Source organism: Pseudomonas sp. HP_12, assembly GCF_055283955.1.
On sequence record NZ_JBTOQG010000017.1, the window covers coordinates 56,096 to 71,043 of the forward strand.

Here is a 14,948-nt window from a genome sequence, read left to right on the forward strand (position 1 = left end):
GATCCTATGGCCACTCTCAAAGTTCCGGTAAGTGCCATCGACCATCGCCAGGGAAGTGCGCATGCCAAAGTCACGTTGCTGGAATTTGGCGACTATGAATGTCCCTATTGCGGTGAAGCGTATTGGATGGTCAAGAATCTGCAGCAGCATTTTCGCGATGATTTGCTGTTCGTGTTCCGTAACTTTCCTCTGACCACCGCTCACCCTCATGCGCTGGGTGCAGCGGTCACCGCGGAGTATGCCGGGAGTCGAGGGTTCTTCTGGGAGGCTCACGACGAATTGTATGAAAATCAGGATCGATTGGGTCTGCCGCTGTATCGCGCCATTGTTCTGAAACACGGCCTTTCCAGCGGGGAGCTCGACGTTGCCATGCGAGAGGACATCTACATCCCCAAAATACAGTCCGACTTCAATGGCGGTGTACGCAGCGGCGTGAACGGTACTCCGGCGTTTTACTTTGACGGGCTTCGCTATGACGGGGTCCCAGAGTTCAACGAGATGAGTCAGATGATTGAGCTTCTGTTAGTGCGCGGACGAAATCGCTAGATAGCCACATCGGCCTGGCATCACCCACACCAGAGCCGAGGGCAAACCAGCGTTAGCTTCCTTCTACATTAAAGAGGTGTACACGGAGCCGCCAGCTAATGAAATCTTTGAAGTATTATGAAAAAAATCGACACGCCACATGGTTGGAGTTGTTTTTCGACCTGACTTTCGTTGTTACGATAGGCCAGGTTACGCATACTCTCGGACATGTTCATGAAGGCCACTTTGAACATAAGCAACTATGGACATTCTTAATGCTGTTTGTACCGTTGTGGTGGATCTGGTCGAGTCACACGATTTACTCCAACAGGTTTGATACAGACAGCAATCTTCACCGTTTGGCAACATTATTCATAATGCTCCTGCTCATTGTGCTATCGGCAGGGATCGGGGAAGACCTGGAAGTGAACTACCCGCTTATTATTTCCTGCTATTTTGGCATACGTGCGATCATCAGTGTTATGTACATTTCGTCCATTAGTAAACTCGATTCTCGCGGCGAACTTTCCTCAAGGCTTGGCTTCGCCCTATTAGTTAGCGCAGTTATTAGCCTTTCATCCGTTATTTTTGACCCGCCCTTGCGTTACCTTGTTGCTTATATTGGGATTGTTCTTGATATTCTGTTTCCTGTGTTATTCTGGACTAAACTAAAACCGTTGCCAGCCCACACAGAACACTTGGTTGAGCGCATAGGCCTACTCACTCTAATCTTATTGGGAGAGTCAATTATTAGCCTTTCCGGAGGCTTGTCTAACATTAAATGGGGTTATTATAATGTGATGGCGGCCATCACCGGATTTATCATGATTTGCAGTATCTGGTGGATCTATTTTGATAGTTTTTACCTATTGAACAAACATCAAAGCAGTATGAATGGGCACGCTTTAATCTACTCGCATCTTTTTCTTTTTATGGGGCTGGCACTTCTGGCAAATTTGATTAGGCATGCGATCCTGAACGATATTGCGATACGCGATTTCCAGATTATGTCGATCACCGGCATGGCCTTGTTTTTCCTAGGTAAGCAATATGGCTATTTCATAGCCGTGAGTAGAATAAGGAAATACATACTGCAAAACACCTTGATCGTGTTTTCTTTAGGTGGGTTAGTTATATTTCTACCGCGTGTCGAGTACATAGTGGTCGGCCTGACAGTAACCATGATCTGTTATGTTCTCCTGAATTTCAGATATCGTTGAGTCTTTATTATCAGACCACAGCTCGGGAAAAGTGATCAAGCGGCTGGTCTGCGGCTTGCGCGCTGCCCACTACGTCATTCTCAGTGTCCGAGCGACATGCGACGCTACCCTTGGTCTCTTTGGGTTTGTAATCCTGGTGTCATCGACCATAGTTAATAGCCGGATGCCCCTTTTAGCTATTGCGACCAGATAGCACCAGACGCATCGTAACAACAGGAGCCACGTCATGGTCAAAGTAGCATTGTTCGTTCGTTTGGAAGCAAAACCTGGGAAAGAGAAAGAGGTGGAGCGCTTTCTCTTGAGCGGCCTTCCTTTGGTGGAGGAGGAGCCAGCCACTACAGCCTGGTTTGGAGTCCGCTTGGGGCCGTCCACCTTTGGCATCTTTGACGCATTCCCGGATGAAGCGGGCCGGCAGGCTCATCTTTCGGGCAAGGTCGCGGCGGCGCTTATGGCAAACGCTGCCGAGCTGTTTGCCGAACCGCCATCAATCGAGAAGGTTGACGTCCTTGCGGCCAAGCTGCCCGGTTAAGCAAATCCAACAGGAAGTTCCATTCAGTTCGGGGAGGTTCACGATGTCTTGTATGAAAATCAGGATCGCCTGGGCCTGCTGCTGACCCGGCGGTGATCAATTAAAACACTTGTATTTAAGATAAATGTCATGGCTAAAGTGCCGTGTCCAGGATTCATGCCATGCTTGCGCGCTCGGTATAAGTGAAAGGATACGCGCGCAAATCTTGTCCATGGACGGCATGGAAGCCGCACAGAATCTGCAAGGCAATGTGCTCATCATTGGTTTAGGCTGGGTAGGGTAGATTGGTTGCCGGGCACCGGTCGCTCATGGCGCGAAGATCTCCATCATTGATATAGATCCGGAGGTCATCACGCGCCGTGACACCTTATGGTTTCGTCAATTGAGTATTCGTCGGCGTAGCAGTGACCGATGTTCAATGAGCTGCCGGACGCGGCTGCACTCCGAACTGCGCGACGATGTGTGTACCCAATTCCTCAATAACCTCCGCCGCAGGGCGCTTGCCATATTTGAGATTGAGAATGACGTGGTCCACGCCGATTTCCTCAAGCGACTCCAGCAAAAACCGTAGATGGTAACGTCCAAGTCTGAACCCCAAATGAATACGTGTGGGTGGTGTGGACGGATTCTCATCGAGATCGATGTACAGCGACTGAGTAAAGGGCTTGTACACAGAGCCACATTGCCTGGTGACCTCCAGCCGCCAATCTTCCACGACCAGCCGCTGCATATTCGGTATGCGTGGATAGTTGATCCATCCGTTGCTCTCACGCGCGATCCAATCCAGTGACTGGCGACTGTTGCCGGTAACGAACATTGGAATGAATTGGGTGGTGGGTTTCGGAATCAGGTCTGCGCCTTGCATTTCACCAGTGTTCCAGTGGATGGGCTCAAAACTGGTGCTGTGGGCGCAGCGAATCACCTCGTAGTGTTCTCGAAAGATCTCTCCACGCTTTTCGGGATCGACGCCAAACGCCGAAAACTCCACTGGCCGATCTCCCGAAGCAACCCCCAGAATCAAGCGACCAATGCTCAACTGATCGACGCTGGCTGACGCCTTGGCCGTGTGCAGGGGATGGTGCAGCGGGATGGCGATGGAGGCGGTGCCAAGTGCAATCTCCGAGGTATGGGCGGCCATATAACCCAAGTAAACCCAGGGGTCGAAGACTTGGCCGACATCGCCGAAGCCAGGGTCGCGAAGCGGCACGTCGCGAAACCAGAGCGCGCAGAAGCCCAGCGCCTCGGCTTGTTTAGCCAGTGTGACCTGGTTGAGCATGCTCGGAGTGTCCCCGTCGAATGCCTCCATGGGAAAGAATAATCCAAGGCTCAAATGCCCCTGAGTGAAGGTTCGGCTGAACCCTCGATGCTGCTGGTAAGGAATCGTGCTCGGCCGATACATACGGATTGACCTCATGGCAGAACGTGAACAGCGCCCCCGTTTCCAGAGGTGCTGCGGCATCGGTCGCTTTTGAACGACAGGTGGGGGGCTGGGTCTGGCTTTTACCCGTTGCGCCGTACTGCTGGTCGCATGGACCGGATTCAGGGGCCAGTTGCTGGCGATAGGCGCGGGTTGGTCCAAGTGGGTGTTAAGCGGACGGTCTCTCGGCTCTATACCCCCAGATGGGCAAGGCGTTCGAGGAAGCATTCTATAAGCGTAGGCGGTTTTGCAGCTTTCCGCCATATTCTTACAATCGAGCCGCTGCCGGGCGAAAGTTGCGTATCGAAGTCAGTTATCGGTCGTTTCCTGCCATTCCAGAATGGCCGCTATTGGCCGAAAGCTGCCGTTAATAAGCCGACCAACAGTAAGCGTCCAGCGAACTCACCTAGCCCAGGGTGCGTATTGCGTATTGCGTATTGCGTTGGCTTGACGAGCGGGTTGTATTCGACATGACCACACGTTCGTATCGGTTATAACCCCCTACACGGCCGCACCTTGACCGGCAGAAGTCGAGCCTCTGTAGCCTTTCAGCACTCGTCACGTAACCTGCCGTCGTAATTTCTTCGACGAGTGTCGTGCATGCATCAGTGGCTCCGAATCTGCTTTTATTCCTGTGAAGCATGAGTCATATGCCCACCCCCTGCGTTCCGCAGTTCTGACGAGAACCGCAAGATGGCTCCAGCACTCTTGCTGACCCACTCAAGGAAACTGCGATGACCACGTTCACTCGTTATACCCTCGACACCGCCCCTGATGCCTCCAAGCCTGTTCTGGAGGCGGTGCAGAAAGCCTTCGGCTTCGTACCCAACCTGCAAGGCAACATGGCTGAATCGCCAGAGCTGCTCGCCGGTTACAGCCAACTCTGGGATCTGTTTGGCAAGAGCACGCTGACCCCGCACGAACAGCAGGTTGTGTACCTCACCTCCAACTTCGAGAACAATTGCCACTACTGCATGGCCGGGCATACCACGCTGGCCAAGATGATCGAAATGGCGCCTGAGGTGATTGCTTCATTGCGTGCCGGTAGTGTCATCCCGGATGCCCGCCTGGAAGCCTTGCATGTGTTCACAACCTCAGTGGTGCGTGATCGCGGCTTCGTCAGCGATGCAGGTATCGGAGCGTTCCTCGCTGCCGGCTTCACTCGCCGCAACGTGCTGGAGGTGGTGCTGGGCGTCGCCACCAAGGTCATGAGCAACTACACCAATCACTTGGTGCACACTCAGCTCGATCCGTTCATGAAAGGTAACGAATGGACTAAGCCGGTCTGAACGCCACTGCCGACCTTCACTCAGCCAGCCCAAGCATGGGCTGGTATCAGGAGCACCCATGACCATGCGAACTTTTTTGATCACCGGCGCGAGCAAAGGAATCGGACTTGCGCTAGCTCAGGCGTTGGCGGACGCCGGCCACCGCGTTGTGGGCATTGCCCGCCAGGTGGAGAACATCGATTTCCCCGGCACCTTAATCTCGGTTGATCTGGAGAATCGCGCAGCGACCGAGCAAGCCCTGGCAACGCTGACCGAGCAAGCCCTGGCAACGCTGACCGAGCAATACGCATTTGACGGCCTGGTGAATAATGTCGGGCTGGTTCGCCCGCAGTTGCTGGGCGAGGTGGATCTGAACGACTTCGATGCGGTGATGCGCGTGAATCTGCATTCGGCGATTCTGGCCACTCAATCCGTATTACCGGGCATGCGCGAGCGGCAGTGGGGCCGAATCGTCAACATCTCCAGCCTGACCGTGCTCGGAATCACCCACCGTACGGCCTATGCCGCTGCCAAGGCCGCACTGATCAGTTTTACCCGGTCGTGGGCACTGGAACTGGCCACGACCGGTATCACCGTCAATGCTGTAGCCCCCGGGCCGACCGAAACAGCTTTGTTCCGCGCGAACAACCCGCCTGGCAGCGAGGGCGAGGCCCGCTACCTTTCGGGCGTTCCGATGGGCCGCTTTGGCCAGCCGCAAGAGATCGCAGCGGCCATCACCTTCCTGCTGTCCGAGAGCAGTGGTTTCATGACTGGCCAGACATTGTTCGTCGATGGCGGTGCTTCAATCGGCAAGGCTGCGTTCTAGACGGGCTTGCTTTGTACCCTCCGCGCTGAGATAACCCTTCCGCTACGAGCGAAGCCTATGCTTCGCTCGCTTTTTGCCATGCCTTTTTTAACCGTTTCAAGTGGAGCAACGATGGATCGATTGGCTGCAATGGAAACCTTCGTCGGTGTGCTCGAAGCAGGGTCGTTTTCTGCTGCCGCGCGGCGTCTCAACCTCGGCCAGCCCGCCGTGTCGAAAACCATTGCCCAACTGGAAGAGCGCCTTGGCGTTCGCCTGCTACTGCGCTCCACTCGCGGACTCACGCCGACTGAGGCAGGCACGGCCTACTACGACCGCGCCAAACGTGCCATTGAGGAAGCCCACGAAGCCGACCTCGCCGCGCGTGGTGCAGGCAGTGGGCTGCACGGTACCTTGCGGGTCTGCGCGGCGGTGACCTTCGCGCGTTTGCATGTGCTGCCGCACCTAGGGGCTTTTCTCGAAGCACACTCCGAACTGAACATCGATATCGTTCTGGACGACCGCACCGTCAATCTCGTCGAGGAAGGCATCGATGTCGCCCTGCGCATGGGAGCTTTGGCGGACTCCAACCTAATCGCACGCAAGATCGGGGAGTGTCAGCGGCTGGTGTTGGCCACGCCTGCTTACGTGCAGAGCCATGGCGAGCCCGCAGTGCCGACTGACCTGGCACAGCACCAAGCGGTAATTTACGCCTTGGCAGGCGGCGGTGAGCATTGGGCCTTCAAGCAAGGCAGTACAGTGCAGTCGGTGACAGTGAGCGGGCGGGTGCGGGTCAGTGCCGCTGAGGGTGTGCGCGCGGCAGTACTCGGGCATCTGGGTGTGGCGTTGACGTCCCAGTGGATGTTCGCGGATGAACTCGCCAAGGGCGACGTGGTGCCGCTGCTGGAAGACTGGCAACTGCCGCCGCTGGATCTCTGGGCGGTATTTCCTACAGGGCGCTTGGCGAGCGCCAAGGCGCGGGCGTTTGTCGATTTTGTCGAAGGATTGATGAGCCGGCGATAAGCAAGGCCGCCCGAAGGCGGCCTTGAAAGGGGGCAATCAACCGCGCAATGCAGGCAGCAACTCTGTGGGTTCAGGCCGCAGCGTGTAGTCGGGATTGACCTCCGCGTACAGAATGATGCCGTCCTGGCCGATGACAAAACGACCTGGCATCGGCAGCGTCCAGCTCTGGTCACCGTTGATGACCGGCAGGTTGTTGCCCAAGCTCAGATAGAGCTCAGCCAGATAGTCTGGCAGTTTGAAACGCAGGCCGAATGCCGCCGCCACTTCGTTACCACTGTCACTCAGGATGGAGAACCCCAGGCCATTCTGGCGCTGCGACTTGCGGCTGTTGGCCTGGCTCTGTGGCGAGATCGCAACCAGGATCGCACCTCGCTCTTTGAAGACCGGCAGTGTTTCTTCCAAGGCTTGCAACTCCATATTGCAGTAAGGGCACCACACCCCGCGATAGAAGCTGATCACCAGTGGGCCGCGTGACAGCAGCTCGGCCGACGAAACCAGGTTACCCTCCGCGTCAGGAAGGCTGAACACCGGCGCCAAGTCGCCGGCCTTCAACGCGCGCTCGGCTTGACCGCTGGCGATCAGCTCAGCCGTCGCGCGGTGCATCACCGCATGTACGGGAGCTGGGGCATTGTAGGGAGGCTTGCCGGCAACGAAATCGGCCTTGAAGGCATCCAGTTTGGCTTGAAGGGTCATGAGTATTTCCTCGGTGGTTGATATGGCGAGACTCATGATCGCGGTGTCGAAATCCCACCAGTAGAGAGCTGAGCAGCATAGGAAATATGCCCAGCAGGAATGCCCCTCACTCGACGCGTGCAACCTTGGCTGTTTATTCCGTTCAGGAATGAATCATATCGCTGCGAGCGGTCTGCTCCGCTCTAACCGTTCCACGCAAGCTGGCCTCCATCGTAGCCACTTGGCACGAAGCGTTGCGTTACTGACCACGCAATGCCCAAGTCCATTGTCGATTGAGGAGCTGCCCCTTGTTGATCGTTCATGCGTTTGCCACCCCCAACAGCGTCAAAGTCCCTATCGCCCTCGAAGAGCTGGGGCTCGACTATAAGTTACTGCCGGTGAACATTCGCCAGGGAGAGCAAAAACACGAGCAGTTCATCGCCCTGAACGCCAATGCCAAAGTGCCGGTGCTGATCGATCCACTGGGTAATAACGGCCAGCCCACGGTGCTGACCGAGTCGGCCGCCATCCTTGTCTACCTAGCGGAGCGATATGGTCGGCTGCTGCCTACCGGGGGCGTGACGCGCGCCAGAGTCTTCGAGCAACTGTTCTTCCATGCCAGTGCGCTGAGCCCGGCCTTTGGGCAGTCTGGCTATTTCCAGAAATTGGCGAGCGAGCCCAATCCGGCGGCGATTGCTCGATTCCATGGCGAAGCCAAACGCACACTCACCGTGCTGGATTGTTGGATCAATTCGAAGCTGGTGAGCCGGGTGATCGGCAGCGAATACGGCAGGAAAAAAGCAGCGCCAATCGCCGACGCACTTCATACCTGGATGATCGCCCAAAGACAGCTTGTGCCTGAGGGGTCGGCAATCGCCAAGGCGCTGGATTACAGCCTCAAACGCTGGATAGCGCTGACGCGCTATCTCGATGACGGTGCTGTGCCCATCGATAATAACTGGTGCGAGAATCAAATCCGGCCGTGGGCTCTTGGGCGCTCGAACTGCTGTTCGCGGGCTCGTTACGCAGCGGTAAACGTGCGGCGGCGATCATGAGTTTGATCCCGTCGGCGCGGCTCAACGGGCATGATCCGTATGCTTACTTGAAGGATGTTCTTACACGGCTGCCGACGCAGCCTAGTGAAATCGATCAGTTGCTGCCGCATAAGTGGCAGCCGATTTGATCACACAAGAAGTGGTGTCAGATGCAAACGGTGTATTCGCTTGACGCTATGCAGAAACCGCAAGAACGATCAAATACTTCGTCCATTCGTTTGATAACGTTGCTCTGACCTCAAGGAGCATCGTAATGCTGAATATCGAGAGAGCCCTGTGGTACATCGAGCTGGAGCTGGGATCCGACCTAGATCTGGGACGTGTTGCGCGTCATTGCAACCTGTCTCCTTTTGCCCTTGCCCGTTTGTTTTCGCTGTCGACGGGCTGGCCAGTAATGCGCTACATCCGGGCTCGGCGTTTGAGCCAGGCGGCGCTAACCTTGCAGCGGGGAACACCTGACATCCTGAAAGTAGCGCTGGATGCTGGTTACAGCTCCCATGAAGCTTTTACACGCGCTTTCCGCGATCAGTTTGGGTTCACTCCGAAGCAGGTTCGTGAACGCAAAGATGAACACCTATCCCTGGTGGAGCCTCTACGTATGAAAAAAATGAATCCGATAACACTCTCAACACCACGCTTTAAAACTAGATCCGAGTTTTTCATTGCGGGTCTGGGAGATCGTTTTACCATCGACAGGAATGAGGGCATTGTCGGTTTGTGGCAAGCGTTCGAGCCTTGCATAGGGCAAGTGCCATGTCAGGTGAACCACTGGAACTATGGTCTGTGCTGTAACCCTGGAGATGACGGAAGTTTTGAGTATATTGCCGGCACCGAGGTCTCCTGCATCGAAAGTCTGCCCCCAGCTTTTCGGTACTTTAAAGTACCACAGCAAAACTATGCGGTGTTTCGACACCTACATCATATTTCAAAAATCCATCAGACTTTTTTCACCATCTTCAATCACTGGTTGCCTGACTCAGGTTACGTGCTTGCCGACGCCCCCGAGTTCGAACAATACAGTTCTGATTTTGAACCGGCCCAAGGCAAGGGTTACGTGGATGTGTGGATACCGATTGTAAGAGTCAAGGCATCATGACTGAGGGTTTCGACGCCTGCTACCTAGGAAATTGAATGGGTGACGTCGCCAAACGGTTACTCGAAGGTGTGTTAACCATACGCTTACAATAAGGATAGTTTGCAGGCGACTTTTAAAACATGGATTCGGACATCATCACATGTGTTAGAGAACTGCGTCGCTGCGTACACAATTCGTACGAAGGCGTTTCTTTCTATGATCGGATTTCAGCGTTTAAGGGAGAAGTACGAGCGTACATAGACGGACTCTTTTCAAATACTAATGCGCGGAAGCATGAGCGGCAATGCGGTGCGCATCATCTGACACATCCACAATGCCGCTAAATTGTCGGCTCAAGCCATGATGATGGACATCACGCTGCCGGCTTCAGAATGACCTTCGTCCAACCCTCATCCCGCGCATCAAAATGCTTATACGCATCAGGCCCGTCAGCCAGTTTCAGGCTGTGGGAAATGATCTGCGAAGGCTTTGCGCGGTCGTGGTGAATCAGCTCCGCGAGCCGACGATTATAGGCCTTCACATTGGCTTGCCCGGTGCGAATCTGCTGCCCCTTGAACCAGAACGCACCGAAGTCGAAGGCCATCTTCCCTTCTTTGGCGAGTTCAGTCTGTGCACTTGGATCCTGAGGCACGAACACCCCGACAACGCCAATACCACCAGTGGCCTTGGTCGAAGCCACCAAGTTATTCATTGTCAGATGATTGGCTTCATGACCGTGTTTGTCACAGCATTGATATCCAACACATTCGCAGCCCCGATCAGTACCTTTGCCGTGGGTCAGGTTGAGAATCTGGTCGACCGCTTCCTTTTCCAGCGAGTTGATCGGCGTGGCACCCATCTGCGCCGCCAGCTTCAATCGATCCGGATGATTGTCGACTACGAACACCTGCGAAGCGCCTTTGATCATCGCGGCATGTGCAGCCATGAGTCCCACGGGCCCCGCACCGTAAATGGCAATACTTTCGCCCGGCATCAGGCCGGCCAGTTCCGTTGCATGCCAACCGGTAGGAAAAATGTCCGACAGCATCACGTAGTCGTTTTCTTTCTCCTGCGCATCTTCTGGCAGGATCAGACAGTTGAAGTCGGCATAGGGCACCCGGAGCAGCTCAGCCTGGCCGCCCTGATAAGGGCCCATGTCGGCAAAACCATAAGCAGCACCGGCAGTGCCGGGATTGGCCGTGAGGCAAAAACCGGTCAATCCTTTTTCGCAGTTCTCGCAGAATCCACAGCCGATGTTAAAAGGCAGGCAGACGCGATCACCCACCTTGACGCGATCGACTCCGACACCGACCTCAACGACTTCTCCGAGATTCTCGTGACCAAAGACTCGACCGGTTTCCATGGAGGTGCGGCCCTCGTACATATGCAGGTCGGAGCCGCAGATATTGGTGGTGGTAATGCGCACTACTGCGTCGGTAGGCTTTTCGATCTTGGCGTCGGGGACGTTTTGCACGCTGACGTCGCGTGGCCCGTTGTACACGATGGCTTTCATTGTATTCTCCCGTTCAAACTGAATTGGATTCGTCTGCTACGAGATATCTGGCTGGTCGGTAGGTCCCGTTGATCAAAGATTCCGGTGACTACCGGACCGGCGGCGATCCGGACCACCGGCGATCACAAGCACTGAATCTAAAGCGCCACGTTAAGTCAGAGCCTTTCATTTATACGATATTTAAAATGTGCAATGGACCCACCCAAGGCCCATCCGACTCTCTGGGCCAGCGCGAGGATACGATGTCCGCTTTGGGTCGATAGCTGCCACTGATATAACCGCAGAGCGGCTAAGGTCCAGGCGCCAACGAAGCATACAGGCACTATTTTTCAATCACGTCTCCAGCCGCTCCTAGATAGCACGCCAGCCCCCCACTAGATTCACTCCCCCCACTGCTCTACATTGCACCATCACCAAACACCCGCCGAGCCCCCGAAAAATGCCTGCCTCCCGCCCAACCCTCCACCCCCAACCCCTCCGCGCTGGCGACGCCGTAGCGCTGGTGTCCCCAGCCGGCCCGGTCGCCGAAGCCCGGGTGGAAGCAGCCGTGCGGGAACTAACCTCCTGGGGCTTACGCCCCCGCGTTTACCCCCACGCACTGGACAACATCGGCTTCCTCGCAGGCACCGACGCCAATCGCATTTCCGACCTCAACGACGCCCTGGCCGACCCCGGGATCCGCGCCGTTCTCTGCAGCCGCGGCGGCTACGGCGTTCAGCGCATCCTCGGCCAACTTGACTACGACGCCGTCCTCCGCGACCCAAAACTGCTAGTCGGCTTCTCTGACATCACCGCCTTGCACGCCGCACTCTGGACCCACACGGGTCTCGCTACGGTTCACGGCCCGGTGGCAGCGCAGCTGGAGAAGGGCGGCATCTTTGCCAGCACGCTCAAGCAGGCATTGATGAGCACCGAGCCATCCGTCATTCATGCCGATCCATCAGAACCCACGTTCACCGTGCGTACGTCGGGGACGGTGGAGGGCGTCTTGCTCGGCGGCAACTTGAGCATGCTGAGCACCTGCATCGGCACGCCGTTCATGCCGGATCTCGAGGGCGCGATCTTGCTGCTCGAAGACGTCGGCGAGCTGGCGTATCGGGTGGACCGCAATATCACTCACCTGCTCAATTGCGGGATCCTGCAACGGCTCGGCGGTATCGCGTTGGGTCAGTTCAGCGAGCCCGGTCACGGCAATAACCCGATCCGGCCGCCCGATGTCTTGATCGAGCGCCTGGGAGATCTGGGTATTCCGGTCCTTGGCGGTCTGTCCATTGGACATGGCGAACGCAATCTGGCGGTGGCGTTGGGCAGTCATGCGGTGCTGGATACCGAGGCGGGCACGCTGACGGTGGCCCCGGCCACGCGCTAGTACGACGATCACCGTTCTGTAAGCGACCTCGCTCTAGCTATTTGCCATCATTCTGACGTCAAGACCTTGTTTTGCCCCGTGGGCATTGCGAATCTTCACGGATATTGATTGGCCTCGCGCGGATGGCCTTGCCATGCGCGCCCTCAAGCTGTGGAGCGGAAACTGATGATGTCGGCCGTGAAGACGCGTTTCGCCAATCAGGGGATGGCCAAGAAGCTGGGCATCGGGTTCGTGCTGGTGCTGCTGTTGACGGCGCTGGTCGCGGCCATCGGGGTCTGGTCGCTGCGCTCGATCAGTGCGCATTTCGACAGCCTGAAGGCGATGACCGCACTCAACAGTGATGTGAATCGCGTGCGGCTGCTGGAACAGGATTACGCCTTGCACGGTGACCCGAAGGTGGTCGATGAGGTTCACGTCGGGCTCGATGGTTTGAATGCTCAAGCGGAGCAGCTCAAGGCCGGCGCGCCGATCAACGAGCAGGTAATGGGCCAGGTGCAGCAGGCGCTGGCGGCCTATCGCGCGTCGTTTGACGAGTTCGTCAGCATCAGCCAGAGCAAGGACCTGGCGCTGGAAATGGCCAGTTGGTCGGTGTCCAGCGTCGCCAATAACCTCGACGTGTTGCAGGCGGGGCTGGCCGACGACGGTGCCTACACGCTGAAAGATTCCCAGGGTCAGCAAGGTGCGGAGCTCATCGAGCAGGCGGGTCAGGTCAGCCAGGTGTCCAAACTGATGATGCAGGCCATGGACGAGGCTCGGGTGCGCCTCGACAAGAGCCGTAAGACGGGCTCGGGCGAGGAGGTCAAGACCGGCAAGATCGAGCAGGCGGTTCAGGCGCAGGAACTGGCCGAGCAGCTCAAGGGCGTGATCAAGGACGCCAGTTACCTCACGGTGCTGACCGAGGTCGGCGGGCACATCAGCAATTTCAGCGACAAGCTCAACGAATACACCGGGCTGCTGGAATCGGAAGCGAAGGTCTCGCAACAACTGGCGAGCAACGCCAAAGCGGTGGTGCAGCAGGTCAATCAGGCCTATGACGCCGAAGGCCTATCGATGCAGAGCGAGTTGCAGGCCAACTCGATGATGATCATCGGCTCGTCCGTGTTGGCGCTGGTGGTCGGGCTGATCGCGGCGCTGGTGATCACGCGCCTGATCGTCGCGCCGCTGCGCAGCGTGATCGCCACCGCCCAGCGGATTGCGGCCGGCGACCTGAGCCGCACCGTGAATGTCACCCGCAAGGACGAAATCGGCCAGTTGATGCAAGCGATGCAGCAGATGGGCGCGGGCTTGAGCACTATCGTCAGCGGGTTGCAGGCGGGCATTGAACAGTTGGCGACGTCCGCCCATTCCCTGTCGGCCGTCACCGAGCAGACCAATCTGGAAGTCAGCAGCCAGAAAGAAGAAACCGAGCAGGTGGCGACGGCGATGAACCAGATGACCGCCACCGTCCACGACGTTGCCCGCAACGCCGAAGAAGCCGCGCTCGCGGCGCAGACCGCCGACGACAAGGTCGATTCGGGCCAGGCCGTGGTGCGCCAGAGCATGCAGCGGATTGAACAGTTGGCCTCGTCGGCCAGCTCCGCCAGCGATTCCATCGAGAACCTCAGCGCGGAAATCCAGAACATCGGCACCGTGCTCGGCGTGATCAAAAGCGTCGCCGAGCAGACCAACCTGCTGGCACTGAACGCCGCCATCGAAGCGGCGCGGGCGGGGGAGCAGGGCAGGGGCTTTGCGGTGGTGGCCGATGAAGTCCGCGCGCTGGCCAAACGCACGCAACAGTCCACGGAAGAAATCGAGCGGCTGGTCAGCCGTCTGCAAAGCGGTGCCCAGGCGTCGGTGGTGCAAATCCGCAGCAGCGGCGAGCTGGTCAAACTAGCGGTGAGTGATGCGCTGCAGACCGAGAGCGCGCTGGGCAGCATTGCCGCGGCCGTGTCGATGATTCAGCAGATGAACCAACAGATTGCCGCTGCGGCGGAAGAGCAGAGTTCGGTGGCGGAAGAGATCAACCGCAGTGTTACCAGCATCCGCGCCAGTGCCGATCAATCCGCGCTGGCGATGCAGGGCAACGCGGCGTCAAGCATCGAACTGGCGTCGCTGGGGTTGGAGCTGAAAGGCATGGTCGGGCATTTCAAATTATGAGTCGGGCTTGCAAGCCATGCTCCGCTGCTCGGCCGGAGCATGATCCCGCGCCTTTGCAGTTCAGTCGTCGCTGAGGTCCACCCCCGAACCCGGTGTCCAACGTGCAACCTGTAGATGATTCCCATCGTCCAGACAGCCACGCTGTGGCGCAGCAAACACAATTCCTGTGGGAGCGAGCTTGCTCGCGAAGACGGCATTTCAGCCACTGAAGACTCAGCGGATATCCCGGCCTCTTCGCGAGCAAGCTCGCTTGTATGGTTAGACTTGAAGGGGTGGTGGGACGAACAGTTCGCATCTGACTGCTGCAACAGTACAGACCGTGGGAGACCTCGCCCCACCCCTTC

At 57.0% G+C, this 14,948-nt stretch carries 12 protein-coding genes and 4 pseudogenes; 13 read left to right on the forward strand and 3 right to left on the reverse strand.

The window, feature by feature from the left end; translation table 11 throughout:
• Positions 1–6: 6 nt before the first annotated feature.
• The 4 genes and pseudogenes from ACYASU_RS13795 to ACYASU_RS13810 form a co-directional block, all read left to right on the forward strand.
• A complete protein-coding gene (locus ACYASU_RS13795) occupies positions 7–546 on the forward strand; it encodes a DsbA family protein (RefSeq protein WP_463583118.1) in 540 nt (179 codons plus the stop codon).
• A gap of 98 nt (positions 547–644) precedes the next feature.
• A complete protein-coding gene (locus tag ACYASU_RS13800; protein ID WP_463583119.1) occupies positions 645–1,745 on the forward strand; it encodes a low temperature requirement protein A in 1,101 nt (366 codons plus the stop codon).
• Positions 1,746–1,971: 226 nt separating this feature from the next.
• The gene (locus ACYASU_RS13805) at positions 1,972–2,274 is read left to right on the forward strand and encodes a putative quinol monooxygenase (RefSeq protein WP_087274219.1); all 303 of its coding nucleotides are present in this window, start codon (positions 1,972–1,974) and stop codon (positions 2,272–2,274) included.
• A gap of 193 nt (positions 2,275–2,467) precedes the next feature.
• Positions 2,468–2,651, forward strand: a pseudogene (locus tag ACYASU_RS13810) (monovalent cation:proton antiporter-2 (CPA2) family protein); the annotation flags it as partial.
• A gap of 38 nt (positions 2,652–2,689) precedes the next feature.
• Here ACYASU_RS13810 and ACYASU_RS13815 read toward each other — a convergent pair.
• The gene (locus ACYASU_RS13815) at positions 2,690–3,673 is read right to left on the reverse strand and encodes an LLM class oxidoreductase (RefSeq protein ID WP_449298035.1); all 984 of its coding nucleotides are present in this window, start codon (positions 3,671–3,673) and stop codon (positions 2,690–2,692) included.
• A 752-nt stretch (positions 3,674–4,425) separates the two neighbouring features.
• Here ACYASU_RS13815 and ACYASU_RS13820 point away from each other — a divergent pair.
• The 3 genes from ACYASU_RS13820 (at position 4,426) to ACYASU_RS13830 (ending at position 6,784) form a co-directional block, all read left to right on the forward strand.
• Positions 4,426–4,980 (forward strand): carboxymuconolactone decarboxylase family protein, encoded by a 555-nt coding sequence (locus tag ACYASU_RS13820; RefSeq protein ID WP_346628314.1) that lies wholly within the window; start codon positions 4,426–4,428, stop codon positions 4,978–4,980.
• 58 nt (positions 4,981–5,038) lie between these two features.
• Positions 5,039–5,785, forward strand: a complete 747-nt coding sequence (locus ACYASU_RS13825) for an SDR family oxidoreductase (protein ID WP_463583120.1) — start codon at positions 5,039–5,041, stop codon at positions 5,783–5,785.
• Between the two features lie 111 nt (positions 5,786–5,896).
• Entirely contained in the window at positions 5,897–6,784 is an 888-nt protein-coding gene (locus tag ACYASU_RS13830) for a LysR family transcriptional regulator (protein ID WP_282373092.1), read from the forward strand.
• A gap of 36 nt (positions 6,785–6,820) precedes the next feature.
• Here ACYASU_RS13830 and ACYASU_RS13835 read toward each other — a convergent pair whose 3' ends face one another.
• Positions 6,821–7,477 carry a peroxiredoxin-like family protein gene (locus ACYASU_RS13835; protein WP_463583121.1) on the reverse strand — a complete coding sequence of 219 codons (657 nt, stop codon included), beginning with the start codon at positions 7,475–7,477 and terminating at the stop codon, positions 6,821–6,823.
• 290 nt (positions 7,478–7,767) lie between these two features.
• On the opposite strand from ACYASU_RS13835, the pseudogene ACYASU_RS13840 reads away from it, so the two are divergent.
• The 3 genes and pseudogenes from ACYASU_RS13840 to ACYASU_RS13850 form a co-directional block, all read left to right on the forward strand.
• A pseudogene (locus ACYASU_RS13840) lies at positions 7,768–8,001 on the forward strand (glutathione S-transferase N-terminal domain-containing protein); the annotation flags it as partial.
• Between the two features lie 227 nt (positions 8,002–8,228).
• Positions 8,229–8,639: pseudogene (locus tag ACYASU_RS13845) on the forward strand (IS66 family transposase); the annotation flags it as partial.
• Between the two features lie 125 nt (positions 8,640–8,764).
• A complete protein-coding gene (locus tag ACYASU_RS13850; protein ID WP_463583122.1) occupies positions 8,765–9,607 on the forward strand; it encodes an AraC family transcriptional regulator in 843 nt (280 codons plus the stop codon).
• A 352-nt stretch (positions 9,608–9,959) separates the two neighbouring features.
• Here ACYASU_RS13850 and ACYASU_RS13855 read toward each other — a convergent pair whose 3' ends face one another.
• A complete protein-coding gene (locus ACYASU_RS13855; RefSeq protein WP_463583123.1) occupies positions 9,960–11,099 on the reverse strand; it encodes a glutathione-independent formaldehyde dehydrogenase in 1,140 nt (379 codons plus the stop codon).
• A gap of 439 nt (positions 11,100–11,538) precedes the next feature.
• Between ACYASU_RS13855 and ACYASU_RS13860 the strand changes: the two genes are divergently transcribed.
• The 3 genes and pseudogenes from ACYASU_RS13860 to ACYASU_RS13870 all read left to right on the forward strand — a co-directional run bounded on the left by ACYASU_RS13860 (position 11,539) and on the right by ACYASU_RS13870 (position 14,604).
• Entirely contained in the window at positions 11,539–12,468 is a 930-nt protein-coding gene (locus tag ACYASU_RS13860; protein ID WP_463583124.1) for a S66 peptidase family protein, read from the forward strand.
• A 1,080-nt stretch (positions 12,469–13,548) separates the two neighbouring features.
• Positions 13,549–13,743: pseudogene (locus ACYASU_RS13865) on the forward strand (HAMP domain-containing protein); the annotation flags it as partial.
• A complete protein-coding gene (locus ACYASU_RS13870; RefSeq protein WP_463583125.1) occupies positions 13,741–14,604 on the forward strand; it encodes a methyl-accepting chemotaxis protein in 864 nt (287 codons plus the stop codon). The pseudogene ACYASU_RS13865 and the gene ACYASU_RS13870, both read left to right, overlap by 3 nt.
• Positions 14,605–14,948 lie beyond the last annotated feature (344 nt).